This is a genomic window from Bradyrhizobium hipponense (assembly GCF_008123965.1).
GTDB lineage: Bacteria > Pseudomonadota > Alphaproteobacteria > Rhizobiales > Xanthobacteraceae > Bradyrhizobium > Bradyrhizobium hipponense.
On record NZ_VSTH01000103.1, the window covers coordinates 58,108 to 78,443 of the forward strand.

General features: G+C 63.8%; 18 protein-coding genes. 9 read left to right on the forward strand and 9 right to left on the reverse strand.

The window, feature by feature from the left end:
• The first annotated feature begins 253 nt into the window (after positions 1 to 253).
• A complete protein-coding gene (locus FXV83_RS28345) occupies positions 254 to 2,182 on the forward strand; it encodes an AsmA family protein (RefSeq protein WP_187436227.1) in 1,929 nt (642 codons plus the stop codon).
• Positions 2,183 to 2,248: 66 nt separating this feature from the next.
• Here FXV83_RS28345 and dctA read toward each other — a convergent pair whose 3' ends face one another.
• On the reverse strand, positions 2,249 to 3,634 hold the full coding sequence (dctA, locus tag FXV83_RS28350) for a C4-dicarboxylate transporter DctA (protein WP_148742878.1): 1,386 nt from the start codon (positions 3,632 to 3,634) through the stop codon (positions 2,249 to 2,251).
• A gap of 82 nt (positions 3,635 to 3,716) precedes the next feature.
• Positions 3,717 to 4,790: a 4-oxalomesaconate tautomerase gene (locus tag FXV83_RS28355; protein WP_148742879.1), complete on the reverse strand. Its 1,074-nt coding sequence runs from the start codon at positions 4,788 to 4,790 to the stop codon at positions 3,717 to 3,719.
• 119 nt (positions 4,791 to 4,909) lie between these two features.
• Between FXV83_RS28355 and FXV83_RS28360 the strand changes: the two genes are divergently transcribed.
• From FXV83_RS28360 to FXV83_RS28375, 4 genes are all read left to right on the forward strand, one after another.
• Positions 4,910 to 5,890, forward strand: a complete 981-nt coding sequence (locus FXV83_RS28360) for a LysR family transcriptional regulator (RefSeq protein ID WP_148742880.1) — start codon at positions 4,910 to 4,912, stop codon at positions 5,888 to 5,890.
• 321 nt (positions 5,891 to 6,211) lie between these two features.
• The gene (locus tag FXV83_RS28365) at positions 6,212 to 7,597 is read left to right on the forward strand and encodes an ABC transporter substrate-binding protein (RefSeq protein ID WP_148742881.1); all 1,386 of its coding nucleotides are present in this window, start codon (positions 6,212 to 6,214) and stop codon (positions 7,595 to 7,597) included.
• A gap of 95 nt (positions 7,598 to 7,692) precedes the next feature.
• Positions 7,693 to 8,565, forward strand: coding sequence for a carbohydrate ABC transporter permease (locus FXV83_RS28370; RefSeq protein ID WP_148742882.1), 873 nt, complete (start codon positions 7,693 to 7,695; stop codon positions 8,563 to 8,565).
• A complete protein-coding gene (locus tag FXV83_RS28375; protein ID WP_148742883.1) occupies positions 8,562 to 9,413 on the forward strand; it encodes a carbohydrate ABC transporter permease in 852 nt (283 codons plus the stop codon). Before FXV83_RS28370 ends, FXV83_RS28375 begins: the two co-directional genes overlap by 4 nt.
• A gap of 102 nt (positions 9,414 to 9,515) precedes the next feature.
• Here the strand turns inward: FXV83_RS28375 and FXV83_RS28380 are convergent, their stop codons facing one another.
• The 5 genes from FXV83_RS28380 to FXV83_RS28400 all read right to left on the reverse strand — a co-directional run bounded on the left by FXV83_RS28380 (position 9,516) and on the right by FXV83_RS28400 (position 16,769).
• Entirely contained in the window at positions 9,516 to 10,328 is an 813-nt protein-coding gene (locus tag FXV83_RS28380; protein WP_148742884.1) for an ABC transporter permease, read from the reverse strand.
• Positions 10,329 to 10,332: 4 nt separating this feature from the next.
• Positions 10,333 to 11,247, reverse strand: a complete 915-nt coding sequence (locus FXV83_RS28385) for an ABC transporter permease (RefSeq protein ID WP_148742885.1) — start codon at positions 11,245 to 11,247, stop codon at positions 10,333 to 10,335.
• A complete protein-coding gene (locus FXV83_RS28390) occupies positions 11,244 to 12,416 on the reverse strand; it encodes an ABC transporter ATP-binding protein (protein WP_148742887.1) in 1,173 nt (390 codons plus the stop codon). Before FXV83_RS28390 ends, FXV83_RS28385 begins: the two co-directional genes overlap by 4 nt.
• 51 nt (positions 12,417 to 12,467) lie before the next feature.
• Entirely contained in the window at positions 12,468 to 13,946 is a 1,479-nt protein-coding gene (locus FXV83_RS28395) for a glycerol-3-phosphate dehydrogenase (protein WP_148742888.1), read from the reverse strand.
• Between the two features lie 141 nt (positions 13,947 to 14,087).
• Positions 14,088 to 16,769, reverse strand: a complete 2,682-nt coding sequence (locus FXV83_RS28400; RefSeq protein WP_148742890.1) for a sensor domain-containing protein — start codon at positions 16,767 to 16,769, stop codon at positions 14,088 to 14,090.
• 201 nt (positions 16,770 to 16,970) lie between these two features.
• On the opposite strand from FXV83_RS28400, the gene FXV83_RS28405 reads away from it, so the two are divergent.
• On the forward strand, positions 16,971 to 18,074 hold the full coding sequence (locus FXV83_RS28405) for an NAD(P)/FAD-dependent oxidoreductase (protein WP_148742892.1): 1,104 nt from the start codon (positions 16,971 to 16,973) through the stop codon (positions 18,072 to 18,074).
• Positions 18,075 to 18,176: 102 nt separating this feature from the next.
• Here the strand turns inward: FXV83_RS28405 and FXV83_RS28410 are convergent, their stop codons facing one another.
• The gene (locus FXV83_RS28410; protein ID WP_187436220.1) at positions 18,177 to 18,356 is read right to left on the reverse strand and encodes a YdcH family protein; all 180 of its coding nucleotides are present in this window, start codon (positions 18,354 to 18,356) and stop codon (positions 18,177 to 18,179) included.
• A 326-nt stretch (positions 18,357 to 18,682) separates the two neighbouring features.
• Here FXV83_RS28410 and FXV83_RS28420 point away from each other — a divergent pair, with 326 nt between their 5' ends.
• The 3 genes from FXV83_RS28420 to FXV83_RS28430 all read left to right on the forward strand — a co-directional run bounded on the left by FXV83_RS28420 (position 18,683) and on the right by FXV83_RS28430 (position 19,511).
• Positions 18,683 to 18,889, forward strand: a complete 207-nt coding sequence (locus tag FXV83_RS28420; protein WP_027545541.1) for a YdcH family protein — start codon at positions 18,683 to 18,685, stop codon at positions 18,887 to 18,889.
• A gap of 129 nt (positions 18,890 to 19,018) precedes the next feature.
• Positions 19,019 to 19,237: a hypothetical protein gene (locus FXV83_RS28425; protein WP_148742894.1), complete on the forward strand. Its 219-nt coding sequence runs from the start codon at positions 19,019 to 19,021 to the stop codon at positions 19,235 to 19,237.
• 22 nt (positions 19,238 to 19,259) lie between these two features.
• On the forward strand, positions 19,260 to 19,511 hold the full coding sequence (locus FXV83_RS28430; protein ID WP_148742895.1) for a hypothetical protein: 252 nt from the start codon (positions 19,260 to 19,262) through the stop codon (positions 19,509 to 19,511).
• Positions 19,512 to 19,618: 107 nt separating this feature from the next.
• On the opposite strand, the gene FXV83_RS28435 is transcribed toward FXV83_RS28430, so the two are convergent.
• On the reverse strand, positions 19,619 to 20,320 hold the full coding sequence (locus FXV83_RS28435; RefSeq protein WP_187436221.1) for a GGDEF domain-containing protein: 702 nt from the start codon (positions 20,318 to 20,320) through the stop codon (positions 19,619 to 19,621).
• Positions 20,321 to 20,336: the final 16 nt, after the last annotated feature.

The following is a 20,336-nucleotide window of genomic DNA, read 5'->3' on the forward strand; positions in this document are numbered from 1 at the left end:
GCGTCGCGCCTCATTGGCGGCGATTATTAGGCGAAATCGTCCAAGTCCGTCAATCATACGGGGTTCTCCGCCCCACGGCGCAGTGATAGAAGCTGCCCACGCCGTGGGCAAACCGGCCTGCGGCCTTGAAAGCGACAAGAAAACCCATCAAGTTGCGGCACTTAACATGATAGGACTTGGGGCAGGGCGCGCGGGTTTCCCGGCCCGCCCTTCCGGCTCCAACGACCAACCCGATCAGGACATGCCATTGACCATGGCCCAAGGAATGAAGCGCCTCGGGACGCCGATCGCGGCGCTGCTCGGTGTCGCGCTGGTCGCCCTGATCGCGACCTCCTGGCTCATCAACCGCGACGCGCTGCGCAAGGCGGTGGAAGCGCAGATCCGCGACGTCACCGGGCTCGAGCTCAGTGTCACGGGCGCGATCGACATCTCGTTGCTGCCAGCGAGCTACATTTCCTTCCATGACGTCGGCCTGAAGGGCGGCGGCACCAGCGACCCCGCGCTCCGTGTCGACGTGCTCACCGCCAATCTGCGGCTGCTGCCGCTGCTGCTGCAACGGTTCGAGATCGCCGACCTGACGCTACTGCGGCCGCGTATCCATGTCAGCCTGAAGCCGGACGGCGAGAGCAACTGGACGCCGTTCATCCGGACGATTGCGCGCACCATGAAGCCCGGCGCCGACAACCAGGTCTCGTTCTCAGAGATCAGGATCCAGGACGGTGTGCTCAATTACGAGGACGCCGCCACGCATGCCACCGAGCAGTTCGACGACATCGACCTGTCGCTGGCGTGGCCCTCGATCTCGCGCTCCTTTGCCGCGACTGGGCAGTTCGACTGGCGCGGCGAGCGCGTCGACGGCTCGATCAGTTTTTCCGATTTCGTCGCGGCCCTCTCCGGCGACCGCTCGGGATTGAAGGCGCGGATCGCCAGCGCGCCGCTCAAGCTCGCCTTCGACGGCAGCGTCGCCAACCGCACCAGCCCGATGATGGAGGGTATCCTCACCATCGACAGCCCGTCCTTGCGCAGCGCGCTGCGCTGGACCGGACAGCCGCAGCCCGGCAGCGGCGGCTTCGGCCGCTTCGCGCTGAAGGCCCGCGCCAATGTCGTGGGCGCCTCGATCGCACTCACCAACGTCAATGTCGAGCTCGATGGCAACGCCGCCGAGGGCGTGATGACCTACGCCAATAACGGCCGGCAGACGCTCCAGGCCACGCTCGCCGCCGACGCGCTCGACTTCACCCCCTACATCTCGACCTTTCGCCTGCTCGCCAGCGGCGCGCGCGACTGGAACAGGCAGCTGTTCGATCTCAACGGACTGTCGACCACCGACCTCGATATGCGGCTGTCGGCGGCGCGGCTGACGGTCGGGCCGTCGAAACTCGGCCGCACCGCGATCGGCGCGAGTTTGCGCAACGGCACGCTGGCGCTGTCGGTCGGCGAGGCGCAAGTCTATGGCGGCATCGCCAAGGGTTCGTTCGGGATCGCGCGCGCCGACACCGTCGCCGACGTCAAGGCGCAATTCCAGTTCGCCGACGTCGACCTCCAGGCCTGCGCCTCCGAACTGTTCGGCATCAACAAGCTGTCCGGACGGGGTACCATCAACGTGTCCCTCGTCGCCTCCGGCTCGAGCCCGTTCGGCCTGGCGCAGTCGCTCGACGGCAGCGCCACGGTGACCGGGCACGACGGCGCGATCGCGGGCTTCAACGCCGAGCAGTTGCTGAAGCGGCTGGAACGCCGGCCGCTGTCCGGCGGCGGCAATTTCCGCAGCGGCTCGACCCCTTACGACAATCTCACCATCGCGGTGAAATTCGCCGACGGGGTCGCAACCGCCGAGGACATCCGCGTCGAAGGACCTGCCGCGAAGATTACGATGACCGGCACAGCCTCGGTGCCGACGCGCGAATACGACATGAAGGGCGTGGCAAGCCTCAACAGCGCATCGGGCTTCGAATTGCCCTTCGTGGTGCAGGGCCCCTGGGACGATCCGCTGATCTTCCCCGATCCCGAAAGCCTGATCCGCCGCTCGCCGGCCTCAGCCCCACTGCTCGACATGCTCAAGGACCGCAAGGCCGGCGATGCCGTACGCTCCGCGATCGAGCGCATCACCGGCACCGGAAAGCGCCCTCCGCCGGCGGAATCACCGACGGCGGAGAACGCCAAAGAGGGCGCCAAATCCAACTAGGCCGATAGCCGTCGCTCTGTCAGATTTTGGCTGAATACTGCGGCCGATGTCATCCCAAAGGTGGGGTCAAGCGGCCGATTGCGTCGTCGCAATCCAGGTCTTGTCCTGCTGCACCACCGCTGCCTCGCCGATCTTCGATCCGGCCGCGACGTTGGAAGTGCCACTCTGTCCCAGTTCGCGGGCCAATACCTCGCGGTCACAAGCGTCCTCCCACAGCGAAATTGTGATGGCTGCGACGCAGTTGCTGATCATGCTGGTCAGCGCCCGCGCTTCCGACATGAAGCGGTCGATGCCGACAAGCAGCGCCACGCCGGTCACGGGAAGATCCGGCATGACGGAGAGGGTCGCGACAAGTGCGACGAAGCCGCTGCCGGTCACGCCGGCCGCCCCTTTGGAAGTCAGCAGCATCAATCCGAGCATCGCCGCAATCTGGCCCCACGACAGATGAATGTCGCAGGCCTGCGCGATGAACATGGAGGCCAACGTGAGATAGATGGCGCTGCCGTCCAGGTTGAAGGAGTAGCCCATCGGCAACACGAGCCCGGACACGCCTTTCCGGCATCCGAGTTGCTCCAGCTTGCGCAGCGCCCCAGGCAATGCTGGCTCCGACGATGACGTGCCGAGCACGATCAGCAGTTCTTCCTTGAAATAGCGGATGGTCCTCCACAGGCTGAAGCCGTTCAGCCGCGCCAATGTACCGAGCACGACGATCACGAAGACGGAGCAGGCGAAATAGAATGTCAGGATCAGCAGTCCGAGCGAGCCGATCGAACGGACGCCGTAGCGGCCCACCGTAAACGCCATGGCGCCAAAGGCGCCGAGCGGGGCTAGCTTCATGATAAAGCCGAAGGACACGAACAGCACCCGTGAAAACGAGTCGATTGCCTTTGTCACCACGGCACCGCCGTCGCCGGCGCGGCTTAGGGCAAAGGCGATCAGGACGGAGACCAGCAGCACCGGCAGCACTTCACCGTCGGCGAACGCTCCGAAGAACGAATGCGGGATAATGTGCAGCACGAAGTCCGCGAATCCGGACGTCCCTGCTTGCTTGGTGAATTTCGCGGCCACCGACGGATCCAGCGTGCTGAGGGAAACGTGCATGCCTGCGCCCGGCTGGATCAACGATACAGCGATCAGGCCGCCCAGCAGTGCGAGCGCGGTCAGCAGGTAAAACAGCGCCATGGATTTCACCAGCGTGCGGGCGACGTCGCGGGAATCGCTGATGCTGTTGATGCCGCTCACGATGGTGCAGAACACGATCGGCGCGATCATCATCTTGACCAGCTTGACGAAGCCGTCTCCGAGGGGCTTCAGCGCGGCGCCAAATTCAGGCCAGAAATGGCCCGTGAGGATACCCAGCAAGAGGCCAATCAGCACCTGGACGTAGAGAATCCGGTAGAATGGCTTTCGCACCTCAGTGTTCGGGTGCCCGACCAGCGCTTCCTTCTGCATTCTCGTTTCTCCCATGGTCTGAATTCATGGCTCTGAATTCACGGCTTTGATTTTTCTTGATGGCTTCGGAGGCGGCCCGGCTTCAGGCCGCCAGGACCGAATGAGGCACGTGCGACCTGCGGGCGAAGACGTGGCCCTCGAAAATCCGTCGGGCTGTCCGCTGCACCCGGGCCACCGGGCCGGGCTCCAACCGAACCACGAGTTGGCCGGAGGGATGGGCAAGCGTGATCGTCACCGGCGGCGCCACCGGTCCGACCATCTCTGCGGCGATCGTGCCTAGCGTCACACACGCAGTCGCGATCGCGACGGCGCCGGTCACCGCCAGCGCGCTATGGCAGTCGTGTGGCATGAAGTACCGGGTGTTCAACGTCGCCTCGACCGCGGGCGCAATCAGAACCGGTTTCGGAATCACCATTGACGCGGAATCTGGAAAACCCATCCGGCGTCCAGCCTCGATGCGCAGGTTTTCGAGCCGCGCGCGGAAGCCGCTATCGGCGAAGGCCGAGGGTGCCTCACGGCCGGTCCATCCCAAATCCGCCGCACGGACCAGCATGACGGGCATGGCTGCGTCGATGCAGGTGACGTCGATCCCTTCGATGCGGTCGACCGGACGTCCGGTCGGCAGCAGGCGACCGGTGCGTGCGCCGGCCGCGTTGGGGAACGACAGTTCGATGGGCGCGGCCGTTCCGGGTACGCCGTCGATCCGCGCTTCGCCCTCGTAGGTCACCCGCGCGCCGGGCGTGGCAACCGTCGCGTCAATCAGCTTGCCGGTGTTCACATTATGGATGCGCACATGGGTGCGATCTGCGGCAGCGGCGACCAGGCCGGCTTCGATTGCGAACGGCCCTACCGCCGCCAGCATATTCCCGCAGTTCGGCGCGGTATCGACGATCCCTTCACGGACCCGCACCTGAGCGAACAGGTAGTCGACATCGGCACCGGCTACCGATGGCGGTCCGACGATCGCGACCTTGTTGATCACGGCGTTGCCACCGCCAATGCCGTCGATTCCAAGATCGTGTCCCCCTCCCATCACAGACAGCAGGATCGCGTCGCGCAGCCTGGGATCGGCCGGAAGATCGCTGGCCAGAAAGAACGGCCCGCGCGAGGTACCTCCGCGCATCACCACACAGGGAATAGCGATCTGATCGTTCATGGGATTCTTCCTTCGGGCTACATCTTGCGCCCGGCCCCCACGATCCCGCGATCCTACTCTTTTGTGAAATGCAAAGATTTGGTGTATTATTCCGATTATCAATATAAAGGAGCCCAGCCATGAATGCCGAACTGCTCGACCTCAAGGCGTTCATCACCGTGGCGGAGATGGGCAGCTTCGTCCGCACCGCGAAGGCGCTGAACCTGTCGCAGCCGGCGCTCAGCCGACGCATTCAGAAGCTGGAGGAAAGCCTCGGTGCGCCGTTGCTCGAACGGTCCACGCGCCACGTCAATCTCACCATGACGGGCCGCGACTTCCTGCCGAAAGTGCGCCGCCTCATCGACGAGTTTGAAACCTCGGTGCTGGCCATCCAAGATATCGGCGCGCGAAGTTCAGGTTTGGTCTCGGTGGCTGCGGTGCCGACAGCGGTATTCTATTTCCTGCCGCGGGCGATCGGCCGGTTCGCCGAAGCGTATCCGCGTATTCGCATCCGGATTCTGGACATCGGCGCCAATGAAGGATTGGAGGCGGTAGCACGCGGAGAAGCTGACTTCGGCATCAATTTCATTGGCGCTTCGCATGCCGAAATTGAATTCGAGAAACTGGTTGAAGATCCTTTCGTCCTGGCCTGCCGCCATGACCATCCATTGGCATCGCGCAAACAGGTGAGTTGGTCGGAGATTGTGCCGCACCGTATCATCACCGTGGGTCGCAACAGCGGCAATCGCGCGTTGATCGACAATGCGATGGCGCGGCACGGCTTGCAGCTCAACTGGACCTACGAAGTCGCTCACCTCTCCGGTTCGCTTGGCTTGGTCGAAGCGGGATTGGGCATCGCTGTGCTGCCGAGGCTCGCGACGCCAGCCGACGGCCATCCGATCATTCACACCATTCGGTTGATCGAGCCGGAGGTGTCGCGGACGATTGGAATTGTGCGCAGGCGCGGGGCGACACTATCTCCGCATGCCAGCCAGCTTCTCAAAATGCTCCTCGAGGCATGGCGCTCTCCCTTGCGGACGAGCGGGCAAGGCAGGTCGCGGCCCCGATCTGCTGAGGCGAGTTCGAATGCTGCTTCGGCGGGCCTGAAGCGGAAACGCTGACAGCTGCCCGCGGCGCGGTGCCAGTCTGTTCCCCTATCAAGCTGGAGCCCCCACGGATCACTCCACGACAGCCGGATCTTCTGGCGATTCGGTGTGTGATGCAGCGGATTGTGCGGCGAAGCCAGAACCCACGAGGCGAATTGATTGCCGCGAATTGATGCAGCGTTTAGATCGATGCGCGGACGGATGCGCGGATTAAGCATCTTCACAGCCTTCACCCCACGACCTATGTCTGACAAGAAGCCGCTAGATCGGATAGCGGCCATGGGCTAGTGTTTTATACGACCGGTTAAAAACACCGGCCGTTTGAGGGAGAAAAACGTGAAATCCAAGGTTATTGGCGCAGTATCACTGGCGGTCGCTGCGGTCGGGCTGTTTGCGGCCACTGCACCCGCCTTTGCGCAGCAAAAGACGATTACGGTCTGGTGGGGCAAGGGCTTCTATCGCTCCGAAGACGACGCGCTGATCGAAACTATCAATAAGTTCGAAGCCAAGACCGGCATCAAAGTCGAATTGTCGCAGTACGCGATCCAGGACATGATTCCGAAGACGGTCGCGGCACTCGATGCCGGCACCGTGCCCGATGTCGCCTATTCCGACTCTTATGACGTGCAGGCGCAGGGCAAATGGGCCTATGAAGGCAAGCTCGAGGACCTCACGGACGTCATGGAGCCTATCAAGGGCCGGTTCGTGCAGAACACGCTGGATGCGTCGATCCTCCACAACGACGTCGCCAAGAAGAAGGCCTATTACGGCTTCCCCCTGAAGCAGCAGAGCATGCATGTCCAGATCTGGAACGACATGCTGGAGAAGGCCGGCTTCAAGCAGAGCGACATTCCGACCGACTGGGCGGGCTACTGGACGTTCTGGTGCGACAAGGTGCAGCCGGCGATCCGCAAGGCGACCGGCCAGCGCATCTACGCCGTCGGCCAGCCGATGGGCGTGGAATCCACCGACTCCTTTCAGTCGTTCTACACCTTCATGGACGCCTACCATGTCAAGCTGGTCGACGACGACGGCAAGCTCACCGTCGACGATCCCAAGGTGCGCGAGGGCCTGATCAAGGCGATGAAGGACTACACCGACACCTACATCAAGGGCTGCACCCCGCCATCCTCCACGACCTGGAAGGATCCGGACAACAACGTTGCCTTCCACAACAAGACCATCGTGATGACGCACAACTTCACGATCTCGATCGCAGCGAAGTGGTACGAGGATTCGACCAACCAGGCGCTCACGCCCGAGCAGCGCGAAGCCGGCAAGAAAGCCTACGAGCAGGACATCATCACCGCGTCCTTCCCGAAGGCGCCCGACGGCACGACTATCCGCTACCGCTCCGACGTCAAGACCGGGCTTGTCTTCACCGCGGCCAAGAACAAGGCCGAGGCCAAGCAGTTCATCAGCTTCCTGCTCCAGGAGGAGAACGTCCGTCCCTATATCGAGGGCGCACTTGGCCGCTGGTTCCCGGTGACCAAGGAAAGCCAGGCGAGCCCGTTCTGGCAGGCTGACAAGCACCGCAAGGCCGTTTACGCCCAGTTCACCGGCGGCACTGCGCCGTTCGACTTCACCAAGAACTGGAAGTTCACGATCCTCAACAACGAGAACGTGTGGGCCAAGGCGATGAACCGGGTCGTCAGCGAGAAGGTTCCGGTCGACAAGGCTGTCGACGAGCTGATCGTCCGCATCAAGCAGGTCGCGGGCTAAACGATCTTTCCCTCTCCCCGCTCCGCGGGGAGAGGTGCTAGAACAGCACCGGCCGCGTCTCGCGGCCGGCAATTCGTTTTGAAGAGTCCTAAAGAATGGCGATCACGCTCTCTGGCGATCATGCGATCCTCTCACCGCCCTTATCGTCACGACTGACACCGGCGCAGGTCTGGGGCATCGTGCTGCTCGCGCCCTATCTGCTCGTCTTCCTCGCCTTCGTCGTCTATCCCGTCTGCTACGGGCTCTGGCTGGCGCGTGCTCCGGCGAACTATGTGGCGCTCTATAACGACCCGATCTTCGCGCGCGCCGCGGTCAACACGCTGATCTTCCTGGTCATCGGCATCAACATCAAGATGCTGATCGCGCTGTTCCTGTCCGGCTTCTTCGCGCAGCAGCGCACCTGGATCAAATGGCTTTCGGTGATCTTCATACTGCCCTGGGCGGTGCCGTCGATCCCGACCATCCTGTCGGTGCGCTTCATGCTCAATCCCGAATGGGGCGTGATCAACCACCTCATCTTCTCTTTCACCGGCGATGACGGCCCGAACTGGCTGAACGACCCGACGGTGGCGCTGACCATGGCGATCGCTGTGCACATCTGGAAGTCGCTGCCGTTCTGGACGCTGATCCTGATCACAGGCCGGCTTGCGATCTCGCACGATCTGTTCGAGGCCGCCGAGGTCGACGGTGCGAGCTGGTGGCAGAAATTCCGCTTCATCACCTGGCCGTCGATGCAGACGCTCTACATCACCTGCACGCTGCTCTCGATGATCTGGACGCTGGGCGACTTCAACAGCGTCTATCTGCTCACCGGCGGCGGGCCGGCCGACCTCACGCACGTGCTGGCGACGCTCGGCATCCGCTATCTCAGGCTCGATCAGCTCTCGCTCGCGATGGCCTCCATCGTCTGCGCGATGCCGTTCGTGCTGCCGCTCGTGTACTTCATGATGAAACGGTTGTCGCGATGAAGATTCCTACCTTACGCGAAGTCGCGACCGAAGCGCGGTTGCTGCTGATCGGCATTCCCGTCTTCATCTGGACGATGGTTCCGATCTATCACATGTTCCTGTTCGCGATCTCTCCGAAGGAGGACGCGTTCTCGGGCAAGCTGTGGCCGGACCATCCGACGCTGCACAACTTCGAAATCGTGTTCAAGCAGCAGCATTATTTCCTGCGCGACTTCTACGTTCAGTTCTGGAATTCGCTGGTGATCGCCGCCTCTGTCGGCGTGCTGACGCTGTTCATCGCCACCGCAGCGGCGTTCTCGATCTCGCGGCTGAAGGTGCCCGGCGGGCGCATCGTGATGAACCTGGCGCTGTTTACCTATTTCATCCCCGCGGCGTTCCTCGCCGTGCCGATGTACCGCACCATGGGCAATTACGGCCTGCTCAACAATCACTGGGCACTGATCCTCGCCATGGTGACGATCGCCTCGCCCTACGCGATCTGGGTGCTGAAGCAAGCGTCCGACAAGCTGCCGGTCGAGCTCGACGAGGCCGCGGTGATGGACGGCGCCACCACGCTCCAGATCTTCCGCCTGGTCTACCTGCCGCTGATGATGCCCTCGCTGGTCGCGATCGGCACCTATGCGGTGCTGCTCGCCTGGAACGAATATCTCTACGCGTTCCTGCTGCTCTCGAACGACCGCGAGATCACGCTCCCGGTCGCGCTCGGCAACTTCCTCGCCGCCGACGATTCGCCCTGGGAGCTGTTGATGACCACCGGCTTCATCTACGCGCTGCCGCCGGCCGCAATCTACTACGCCTTCCGCCGCTACATGGTGGGCGGGCTCACGGCGGGTGCGGTGAAGTCTTAAATAGCGTTCGTCATTGCGAGCGAAGCGAAGCAATCCAGACTACCTCTGCAGAGACAGACTGGACTGCTTCGTCGCAAGAGCTCCTCGCAATGACAGCGCGGCCTACAGCGGTGCCGCGCTCTCGCCCTGCGCGCTCGACAGTTTCGAGGCCAGCGAGGCGATGACGATGACGATCGCGATCAGGCCGATCACCAGCGTGCAGATGGCGTTGATCTCGGGTTTCACGCCAAGCCGTACCTCGGAATAGATCCGGATCGGCAAGGTCGCCGAGCCGGGGCCGGTGGTGAAGCTCGCGATCACGAGATCGTCGAGCGACAGCGTGAAGGCCAGCATCCAGCCCGCGATGATCGCAGGCGCGATCAGCGGCAGCGTGACGGCAACGAACGCGCGGACCGGGTCGCAGCCGAGGTCCATCGCCGCCTCCTCCAGCGAACGGTCGAGCGAGCCGAGGCGGGACTGCACGACCACAGCGACGAAACACATCGTCAGCGTGGTGTGAGCGATCGTCACCGTCCAGAAGCCGCGCTCGGCGTTCAGTGCCACGAACAGCAGCAGCAGCGACAGTCCCGTGATCACCTCCGGCATCACCAGCGGCGCATAGAGCATGCCGGAGAACAGCGTGCGGCCGCCAAAGCGCTCGCCGCGCGACAGCGCGACGGCGGCGAGCGTGCCGAGCAGGGTGGCGATGCTCGCGGATGAGGCGGCCACCTTGAGGCTCATCCAGGCCGCCTCGATCATGGCGCGGTCACCAAAGAACTCGTGGTACCAGCGCAGCGACCAGCCGCCCCACACCGTCACCAGCCGCGAGGCGTTGAACGAATAGATGACGAGGATGAGGATCGGCAAATAAAGGAACCCAAGCCCCAGCGCGAGCGAGGCGATGTTGAAGTGGGACAGGCGGGAGCGTTTGCGCATCGCCTCACCGTCCCTGTTCCAGTTGCCGGCGCTGCAGCCGTTCGTACAGCAGGAGCGGCACCAACAGCACCACGAGGAGAACGATGGCCGCAGCGGAGGCGACGGGCCAATCCTTGTTGGTGAAGAACTCGAGCCACAGGGTCTGGCCGATCATCAGCGAATTTGAGCCGGCCAGAAGGTCGGGAATGACGAACTCGCCAACGATCGGAATGAAGCAGAGCAGCACGCCGGCGCCGACGCCCGGCAGCGATAGCGGGAAAGTGACGAGCCAGAATACCTGCCGGGGCGGCGCGCCCAGATCGCTGGCGGCCTCCTCCAGCGCCGGCTCCATCTTGGCGAGCGTCGCGTAGAGCGGCAGGATCATGAATGGCAGGTAGGAATAGACGATACCAATATACATCGCGCTGTCGGTGGAGAGCCACACCACCGGCTGGCTGACCAGATGCAGCGCCAGCAGGATCCGATTGAGCAGGCCGTCGTGCTGGAGGATGTTGATCCAGGCGTAGATGCGGATCAGGAACGAGGTCCAGAACGGCACGATCACCAGCACCATCGCCACCGCCTGCCAGCGGGTCGGCAGCCGTGCCATGCCGTAAGCGATGGGATAGCCGATCAGGAGCAGCAGCGCGGTCGCGGTGACGGCAACCGTGAGGCTGCGCACGTAGGCGTAGACATACAGGTCGTCGGAGACCAGCAGCTTGAAATTGTCGATCGACAGCGCGGCAAAGGCAGCCTCGAGCGATGCCCGTCCCGCCGTCAGGTCGAACACCGGCTCGTAAGGCGGCTGCGCGATCGCGGTCTGCGACAGGCTGATCTTGAGCACGAAGGCGAACGGCACCAGGAAGAGTAGCACCATCCAGACATAAGGCGCGATCGCGGCGAAGCGCGCTGGTCGCGCGAAGATGCGGCGCGCGCTCATGGCGGCAGCACCACGCAGTCGTCGGGCGTGAACCAGGCAACGACGTGCTGGTTCAGGCTATAGGCATCGGCGTCGAGGCGCGCGCTGTTGGCCACCGAGGCCTGCACTATGCCGCCCGTGTCGAGCTTCACCTTGTAGACGGTGGAGCCGCCGAGATAGCAGATGTCCGCGACCATGCCATCCAGCCGGTTGATCGCTGTCTCATGACCGGCCTCGCTCACCGGGCCAAGGCGAGACAGCTTGACCTTCTCGGGACGGATCGCGACCGACAATCTTGTTCCGTCGGTGGGCTCGCGCGGCTCGGCCACCACCAGGGTGCCGGCGTCGCGCGTGGCGATCACCAGGCGATGACCGTCGCGCAGCTTGAACTCGCCGTCGAACAGATTGACGTCACCGACGAACTCCGCGATCCAGCGCGAGCGCGGCGCCTCGTAGAGTTCGCGGGGACTCGCGACCTGGGCGAGCTTGCCGGCGTTCATCACGCCGATCCGGCTCGCCATCGTCATCGCTTCCTCCTGGTCGTGGGTGACGATGATGAAGGTCGTGCCGAGCCGGCGCTGAAGCTCCATCAGCTCGCCTTGCGTGCTCTCGCGTAGCTTCTTGTCGAGCGCCGCGAGTGGCTCGTCGAGCAACAGAAGCTGCGGACGGCGCGCCAGTGCACGGGCCAGCGCCACGCGTTGCCGCTGGCCGCCGGAGAGCTGGTCGGGCTTGCGCTTTTCAAGTCCTTCGAGCTTCACCAGCGCCATCATCTCCGCAACGCGCGTGTCGATGTCGGCGCGCCCCATGCCGGCGCGCTTCGGGCCGAAGGCGATGTTATCGCGCACCGACAGGTGCGGAAACAGCGCATAGCTCTGGAACATCATGTTGATCGGGCGCTCGTGCGGCAGCGCGTGCGCGATGTCCTTGCCGCCAAGCAGGATGCGTCCCTCGTCCGGTGCCTCGAAGCCGGCGAGCATGCGCAAGAGCGTGGTCTTGCCGCAGCCGCTCGGACCAAGCAGCGCAAAAAACTCGCCGGCCCTGATATCGAGCGAGACGCCGTCCACGGCCCGGAACGTCCCGAACGTCTTCGCCACGCCCTCGATGCGCAGCAAGGGCTGGTCGGGCGCCGGATGTGTCGCCACATCCGCAACACCCGCTGCGGCTTCCATTTTGCGCAACTCTTCAGCCATGTTCCCCGCCAACCCGATTCCGCCGCACGCTAGCGGCCGATCGGCCTTTGCTCAACCGGTCCGAGGCGGATCGTTCACATTCGCCATGAACGCAGCCAGAGCGTCGCGGTCCGCCGCAGGCATGGTCAGGCCGAGCTTGGAGCGGCGCCACAGGACATCTTCGGGAAAACGCGCCCATTCGTGGCTCATCAGATAGCGCACCTCGGCACCGGTCAGCTCGGGGCCGAAGACCGGACCAAGCTCGTCGCGTGTCTTTGCCTCGCCGAGCACGGCCGACAGCCGCGAGCCGTAGGCCGCAACCAGGCGCTGGGCCTGCGGCTCCGACAGAAAGCGCCAGCGGTCGCGCGCGAGGTCGACCTCGGTATCGAAACGATCCCAGGCAAAATCTCCGCCGGGGAGCGCCGCGCCGGCCGTCCAGCGCGGTGACATCGGATAGAACGGCGTCAACCGCGTCACCGCCCGCTCCGCGCGCAGGCGCGAGGTGGTGACGTCGCCGCCGAACATCGTGATCAGCGGCGCTTTGCGCCGGCGCGCGTCAAACTGCGCCGTCCCGTCCCGCCTCCGCGGCGATGCCGGCACCAAGTTGACGCCGGCGATGGTCCGCACCACGTCGGCCGTCGCGACCCGTTCACGGAAATAGCGGCTCGCCGCCTCGCAAAGATAGGCGATGTCGGCGCCCGGCATCGCCACGATCGCAGGGTCTCCGGTGAAGGCACGCGTGACGGTGCCGATCAGCGTAAAGTCGTGTTCAAACGGACTGGCGAAGATCAGCCGCCCGTCGTTGTTCTGGAAGACGTAGACGTTCCCGGACTCAAACAGCCGCGGCACGACAATCTGGCTCATCTGCATGGCCGCCATCGGCGGCTGCGGCTGCCGCAGCACGGTCTCGGCGACCATCGAGGTCCAGGCCCCCGTGGCATTGGCCATCGCGCGGGCCGTGATCACCCGGCGATAGCCGCGGTCGATCACGGCAAGCCGCCAGATATCGCTCCTGTCGGCGCGCACGCAGCGCGCTCCGGTCCGGATCACGGCGCCACGTTCGGCGGCATCCAGTGCCGTGAGCACCACCAGGCGGGAATCGTCGACGACGCAATCCGAATATTCGAAAGCGGTCCCGAACGGACGCTTCAGGGCGTTGCCGACCGGATGATGCGTAATGTCGAGGGTCGTCGTTGCAGGCAGGCCGCCGCGGTGCGTGAGGCTGTCATAGACGAACAGGCCGGCGCGCAGCAGCCACGGCGGACGCTCGTCCGAATGAGCCGGGATCACGAAGCGCATCGGCCTGACCAGGTGCGGCGCGATTCTGAGCCAGATCCGTCGCTCGGCCAGTGCCTGCCGCACCCGCCAGAAGCCCCGCCGTTCCAGCACCGACAGATCGCCGTGGACCAGCCGCGGCGTCGCCGACGAGGCGGCGCCGCCGAGATCGCCCTGTTCGACCAGGATGACCCGCAGGCCGCGGCCGGCGGCATCGCGCGCGAGGCTGACACCGTTCAGGCCGCCGCCGATGATCGCGATGTCGTAATCCGCCATGAAGCCGTCGAGAGGAGCGAAACTAAGCGCCTGCCATCACTAGGGCCATTTCCGTTCCGATGAAATCGGGACGGGGCTCAAGATTCTCGTTTTGACGCGTTTTCTTGACGCGACCCACAATCCACTTCGCTTGAAAACAAGCTAGCCGGTCTTGAGCGCAAGCTCCATGGTCTCGGCGCGGCCGACGAGGCCGGCATATTGCCCGATCGGCAACGGCTTGCCGAGCAGATAACCCTGGACGCCGTCGCAGCCTTCCTTGGCGAGGAACGTCAGCTGGTCGAGCGTCTCGACGCCCTCCGCGATGATCGACATTTCAAGGCCGTGGCCGAGATCGATCACGGCGCGCACGATCGCCGCCGATTGCGGGTTGCGGCCGAGATTGATGACAAAGGCGCGGTCGATCTTGATCTTGTCGAACGGGAACGCCTGCAGGTAGCTCAGCGAGGAATAGCCGCTGCCGAAATCGTCCATGGAGATACGCACGCCGAGCGCCTTCAGCCGGCGCAGCAGCGCCAGACCGCGATCGAAATCCCCGATCAGAACGCCCTCGGTGATTTCGAGCTCGAGCCGGCCAGGCGCGAGCCCGGTCTCAAGCAGGATCGAATGGACCAGCCCGACCACATCGCCGTGCATGAACTGCGCCGGCGAGAGATTGACCGCGACCTGGAGCGGCTTCGGCCACGACGCCGCCTCCCGGCAGACCTGACGAAGAATCCATTCGCCCATCTCGACGATCAGGCCGCTCTCCTCCGCGATGGGGATGAACTCAGCCGGCGAGACCTGGCCACGCACCGGATGCTGCCAGCGCGCCAGCGCCTCGAAGCCGATGATCTCGCTTTCGGCGACGCTATGGCCGGCAATCGCCTGCGGCTGGAAGGCAAGCGACAGCTCGCCATTCCTGATCGCCATCGACAGGTCCTGGTGCAGCACGCGGCGGTCGCGGATCTGCTGGTCCATCTCCGGCTGGTAGAGGCTGATCGTGCCGCGTGACTTCTGCTTTGCCCGGAACAGCGCGGCACCCGCATTGGCGAGCAGCGAGGCGCCATCGGCGCCATTATGCGGGAAGATCGACATGCCTGTGGTGACGCCGGCGCGGACCGCGCGACCGTCGATCTGGAATTCCCGGGCGACGGCATCGCCGAGCTGTTGCGCCAGCGCAAGGCCCGTCTCCGGCTGCTTGCCGTCGATGATAAGGCCGAACTCGTCGCCGGACAGGCGCGCCACAACGCCGCCGCGCGCGGCATCCTGGAGCCGCTGCGCCACCTCGACCAACAGCTTGTCGCCGAGCGCATGGCCGAAGACGTCATTGACCTCCTTCAGTCCATCGAGATCGACGCAGAGAACGGCAAACTCCTCGCTGGTGCCCTCGCAGGCTTCGATCATCTGGGTCAGGGCCTGTAGGAAGGCCGCGCGGTTCGGCAGGTCGGTGAGGCCGTCGTGATAGGCCATGTGCGCCATGCGCGATTCGGTCTGCCGCCGGTCGGTGACGTCCTCGTGGGTCTTGATCAGATATTGCGGCTCGCCGGTGTCGCCAAGCACGGTGGCGCGGCGGGTGAGAAACAAGCGCAATCCGTCCTTGGTGGAGATCGGGTGCTCCTCGGTGATCATCCCGCGCTTCTTGATGGCAGCCTCGTCGCGCGCGATGATCAGCTTGGCTTCCTTGGGATTGAAGATATCGGCGGCGGTCAGGCCGGTGGCTTCTTCGCGCCTGCGGTTGAGGATCGTTTCGGCGCTGCGGTTGGCGAGCAGATAGCGGCCGTCCTTGACCTGCTCCACAATCAGCGCCACCGGGATGTTGTCGACCACGAGCTCGAGGAACTTCTTGGTGCTCTCCAGTTCCTCCGACAGCGAGCTCCGGTCGGTAATGTCCTCGAACACCAGCAGCAGGAATTCGGGCTGGTTGTTCTCGTTGCGGACCACGATCCGGATCGAGGCAACCATGCGCCGGGTCGTGCCGCGCTCGACCTCGAATTCGTTGCGATACTGGCCGCCCGGCGCCGCGAGCGCGGCGCGGTCGGTCGCCTCGATGGCGGCCGCCGAATCGGACGTAAACAGCTCCCGCGCGTTCTTGCCGACGACATGGTCCCGCGAGAAGCCCCAGAACCGCTCATAGGCGCTGTTGGCGAAGATGTAGCGGCCGTCCTCGATGGCTTTCGCGGCGACGCAGGCCGGCACGTTGTCGAGCACCGATTCCAGGAACTGCTTGGTCGAGGCGAGCTGCCGCGACAGCCTGCGCTGCTCGCTGACATCGAGATGCGTTGCCACCGAGCCGCGGTTGGGCAACACGAAATATTTCACCAGGATGGCGCGCCCGTCCGGCAGTTCCGTGATCAGTCCGTTGGGGCTGGCCGCCTTCTCGTAGAATTCGCCGTCCGAGACGCCGAGCACCCCACGTTGCCGCCGCAGCTCGAGAATGTCGCGTCCGGTCATGTCGGGCCAGAGATCCGCTCGCGACAGGCCGTAGATCTCGAGGTAACGGTCGTTGCAGAAGATGATGCGCCGCTGCGCATCCGTCATCACCACGCCCTGGTTCAAATTGTTCATGGCGGAGGAGACGAAGGCGTTGCGCCGCAACTGGGACCGCTGGGCGCGGTGCACTGCGGCATGAATCCACAGGACGACGGCGGCTAGCAGCGAGCAGACGGCGGTGCCGCCGATCAGGGCTTCCCAGATCAGGCTGGGATCGAGCCCGCCGAGATAGCGCGCCGGGGCGAATTGTTCGGACAGCACAAGAGCCCGCGCAGGCGCAGCCGCACCGGCCAGGCACACGACGGCCTGCACAGCAATCACAATGCTGCCTGTGTGCCAGTTCTTCTCAGCCATCCGCCACCCGCGTTTCAACGTCGGATTGTCTGGCTTCACGGGTTTGGATCGGGTAAACGCCTGTTGGCGCAGCAGAAAAATGTGATGTGAAATACGGCAATTGCCCTGACATGATAAACGTTTCGTTAACGGAAGACGGCCTGGAGCGGCCGTTCCCGGGCAAACCGGCCCCCCCGCTTCCAGTGAATATCCTGAACAGCCATGGATAAGGTCGATTGCGTCGTCATTGGAGCCGGCGTGATCGGGCTCGCTGTGGCGCGAAAGCTGGCGCAGGCAGGCCGCGAGGTGATCGTGCTCGAGGTGGCCGAAGCCATCGGCACCGTCACCTCCTCGCGCAACAGCGAAGTGATCCACGCCGGCATCTACTACCGCGCCGGGAGCTGGATGGCGCGCATGTGCGTCAGCGGCAAGCACGCCCTCTACCGCTACTGCGCCGAGCGCGGGATCCCCCACAGGAATTGCGGCAAGCTGATCGTCGCCACCAGTGCAAGGGAAACCGAGAAGCTGCAATCGATCAAGGCGCATGCCGAGGCCAATGGCGTACTCGACATGCAGCTGCTCTCCGGCGAGGCCGCGCGCGCGCTGGAGCCGGCGCTTGCCTGCGACGCCGCGCTGCTCTCGCCTTCAACGGGCATCATCGACAGCCACGCCTACATGCTATCGCTGCGCGGCGAGGCCGAGGCGGCGGGCGCAGCCTTTGCGTTTCACACGCCGATGATCCGCGCCAAGGCGACGGGCGGCGTCATCGAGATCGACGCCGGCGGCGAATCGCCGATGACGCTGCAATGCGGCCTGCTCGTCAACGCCGCAGGTCTCTCGGCGACGACGGTGGCGCGCAACATCGAAGGCATGCCGCTGGACCGGATTCCGCCGGCCTACCTCGCCAAGGGAAATTACTTCAGCTGCAACGCCAAGGCGCCGTTCTCGCGCCTGATCTATCCGGTACCCGAACCGGGCGGGCTCGGCGTGCATCTGACGCTGGACCTGGCAGGCCAGGCGCGTTTCGGCCCGGACGTCGAATGGATCGAGACGATCGACTACGCGGTCGATCCCTCGCGCGCCGAGCGCTTCTATCCGGCGATCCGCAAATACTGGCCGACGCTGCCCGATGGCGCGCTGCTGCCGAGCTATTCGGGCATTCGTCCGAAGATCGTGCCGCCGGCCGTCGCCACGCAGGATTTCCTGATGCAGGGCCCGCGCGATCATGGGGTCGAAGGCCTGATCAATCTGTTCGGCATCGAATCGCCGGGGCTGACGTCATCGCTCGCAATCGCGGATCACGTCGCCGAGTTCGCGGGACTCTAGCGCAAACAAGTCTGTACGACGCAGCCTTACGCAGGGACGAGCGCAAAAGCTGTCATCCCTGCGTGAAAGGGTAGGATCAACTCTACGCTGTTACGGGGGTCACTAGTGAAGCGTTTCGTTCTGCTTCAATCGCTCGATCTGGTCCTTGACCATCAGCTTCCGGCGCTTCAACTCAACAATTCGCAGGTCGTCTGTTGAAAGGTGCACGAGAGCTTCGTGCAATTCGTTTTCGAGAGTTTTATGCTTCCGTTCCAATTCAACCAGATGTGCCTGAATTGTCATTCGAAACCTCCTCGGTAGGGGCAACCTTGGATTCGATCCGGACGAGGAAGTGTACATCACCGATTCGTTCTGTCGATGGGTATCCATCGCCGCAGTGTCATTTTTGAAAATTCATATGTAACGAAGCGTGAGTAAGGGAACCGCGGCGGAAAAATCCGTGATATCAATGCGTCTGCGCGGCGCCGTTGCGATCCAGGGAAATAACTTGTGGTAGATCCGTAAGCCACGATCCGAGATCGCTTGCGGTCACGCGGCGCAAGGACGATAATTTCCACAGGACATCCACAGCCTTAATCTTAGCCTATCGGTTTTCGGCCACCGCAGACATGACCCATGAAGACGAGCGCGAGCTCGAAGCCGAGCTCGCCCGGTTGCAGCAGGAACACCGAGATCTCGATGCGGCGATCGATGCACTGCATCAATCGCCTGCCCCCGACCTATTGCGGTTACAGCGATTGAAGAAACGCAAGCTGCTGTTGCGAGATCGCATCGCGTTCATCGAAGACCAGATCACGCCCGACATCATCGCCTGATCCACAGCCATCGTTCCGCGGGCGCTTCGCAGCATTTGAATCTGCTTGACTCGAAAAGAACAAAATAGGAACATTTACGGACCCTGATGCCCCAGAAAACCGCCCAGCAAACGCCCAAGGACAACGCGCATGTCGGCAACCGCCCTTTTCGACAACAGCCATTACGAACAAGCCTGCGATCAGGCGATCGCGATGTGCGACGGCAATCTGCGCAGCACCATCAAGGCGCTGCTCATGGCCAACGAATATCTGGAGGCCGAGCTCGAGGAATTGCAGGCGGCGATCTCGGCCGGCTGCATTCCGGAGACCTCACGCAGCAAGATGCGGAGCAAGAGCAGCGCCGCCTGAGTTCACCCCCTGGAGCAACGCCATGTCGGACGTGACCTATTACGTTGCAATGCCCTTTTTGATGGATGCCGACGGATCGCCGGTCGCGGGTGCGGCTGAGGAATGTCAATCCTCGGCCGCAGCGCTGCGGCGCGCCGAGATCCTTGCGCGCAGTGCCGGCCACATCGGCGCAGTCGCATTCAGCCGCAGCGGCGATCCCATGACCGGCGAATTCGGTGACGCAACGCTGTTGCGCAAATTCGGCAACGTGCCGCAAGACCTCGCCACGCTTTGATTCATTTTGTTCGAGCATGATCTCCGCGCAAACGCGTTCCGCGTTTGTCGCGAGGGAAAACCGCTGCACACTTGCGCCAACGCGGCCCTTCGGGTCCGGATCATGCTCTAGTTGTTGACGAGCCCGACGTGCGGCTCATGCCGCCGGTGCGCCTTGCGGACATACATGGCGGCGTCGGCCTGCTCCAGCGCACGAGCCGCATCGGATTGCGGGCCGAGCAACGCGACGCCGGCGGAAGCGCCCGCAGTCACGCGCTGTCCGCGGAACACAAAGGACAATTCGTCGACCGCCTGCTCGAAAATCGCGGCCTTCGCCTTGGCATCGGTCTCGCTGAGATTCCACAACAGCAGCGCGAACTCGTCGCCGCCGAGCCGGCCGACCACGTCCGACGCGCGGATCTGCCGCTTCAGTGCTCCCGCAATCGCCTTGAGCACCTCATCGCCGGCGGCGTGGCCGAAGGAATCGTTGACCGGCTTCAGCCGATCCACGTCGAGCACGATCAGCGCCCCGCTAGCGCGATAACGTTTCATGTAGGCAATGGCGCGGTTGAGCTCGCGTTCGAAGCCGCGCCGGTTCGGGATGTCGAGCAGGAAATCGGTATCGGCGGCCGCCTCGAGTTCCGCGACCCGCAGCATTGCCGCCTTGAGTTTGCTCCGCAGGTTGCGGATAGCAGCCTTGGCGCCGTCATCGGCCGACGCCACGCGACGGGCCGGCCCGGCGGAACGCCTGGGCGCAGTCCTGGATCGGTTCGCGCTGGTCTTGCGGCCCTTTTTGGCCTTCGCAGCGCTTGCCCTTTTCGGTTTCTTCATGGGCATCCTGCTCAAT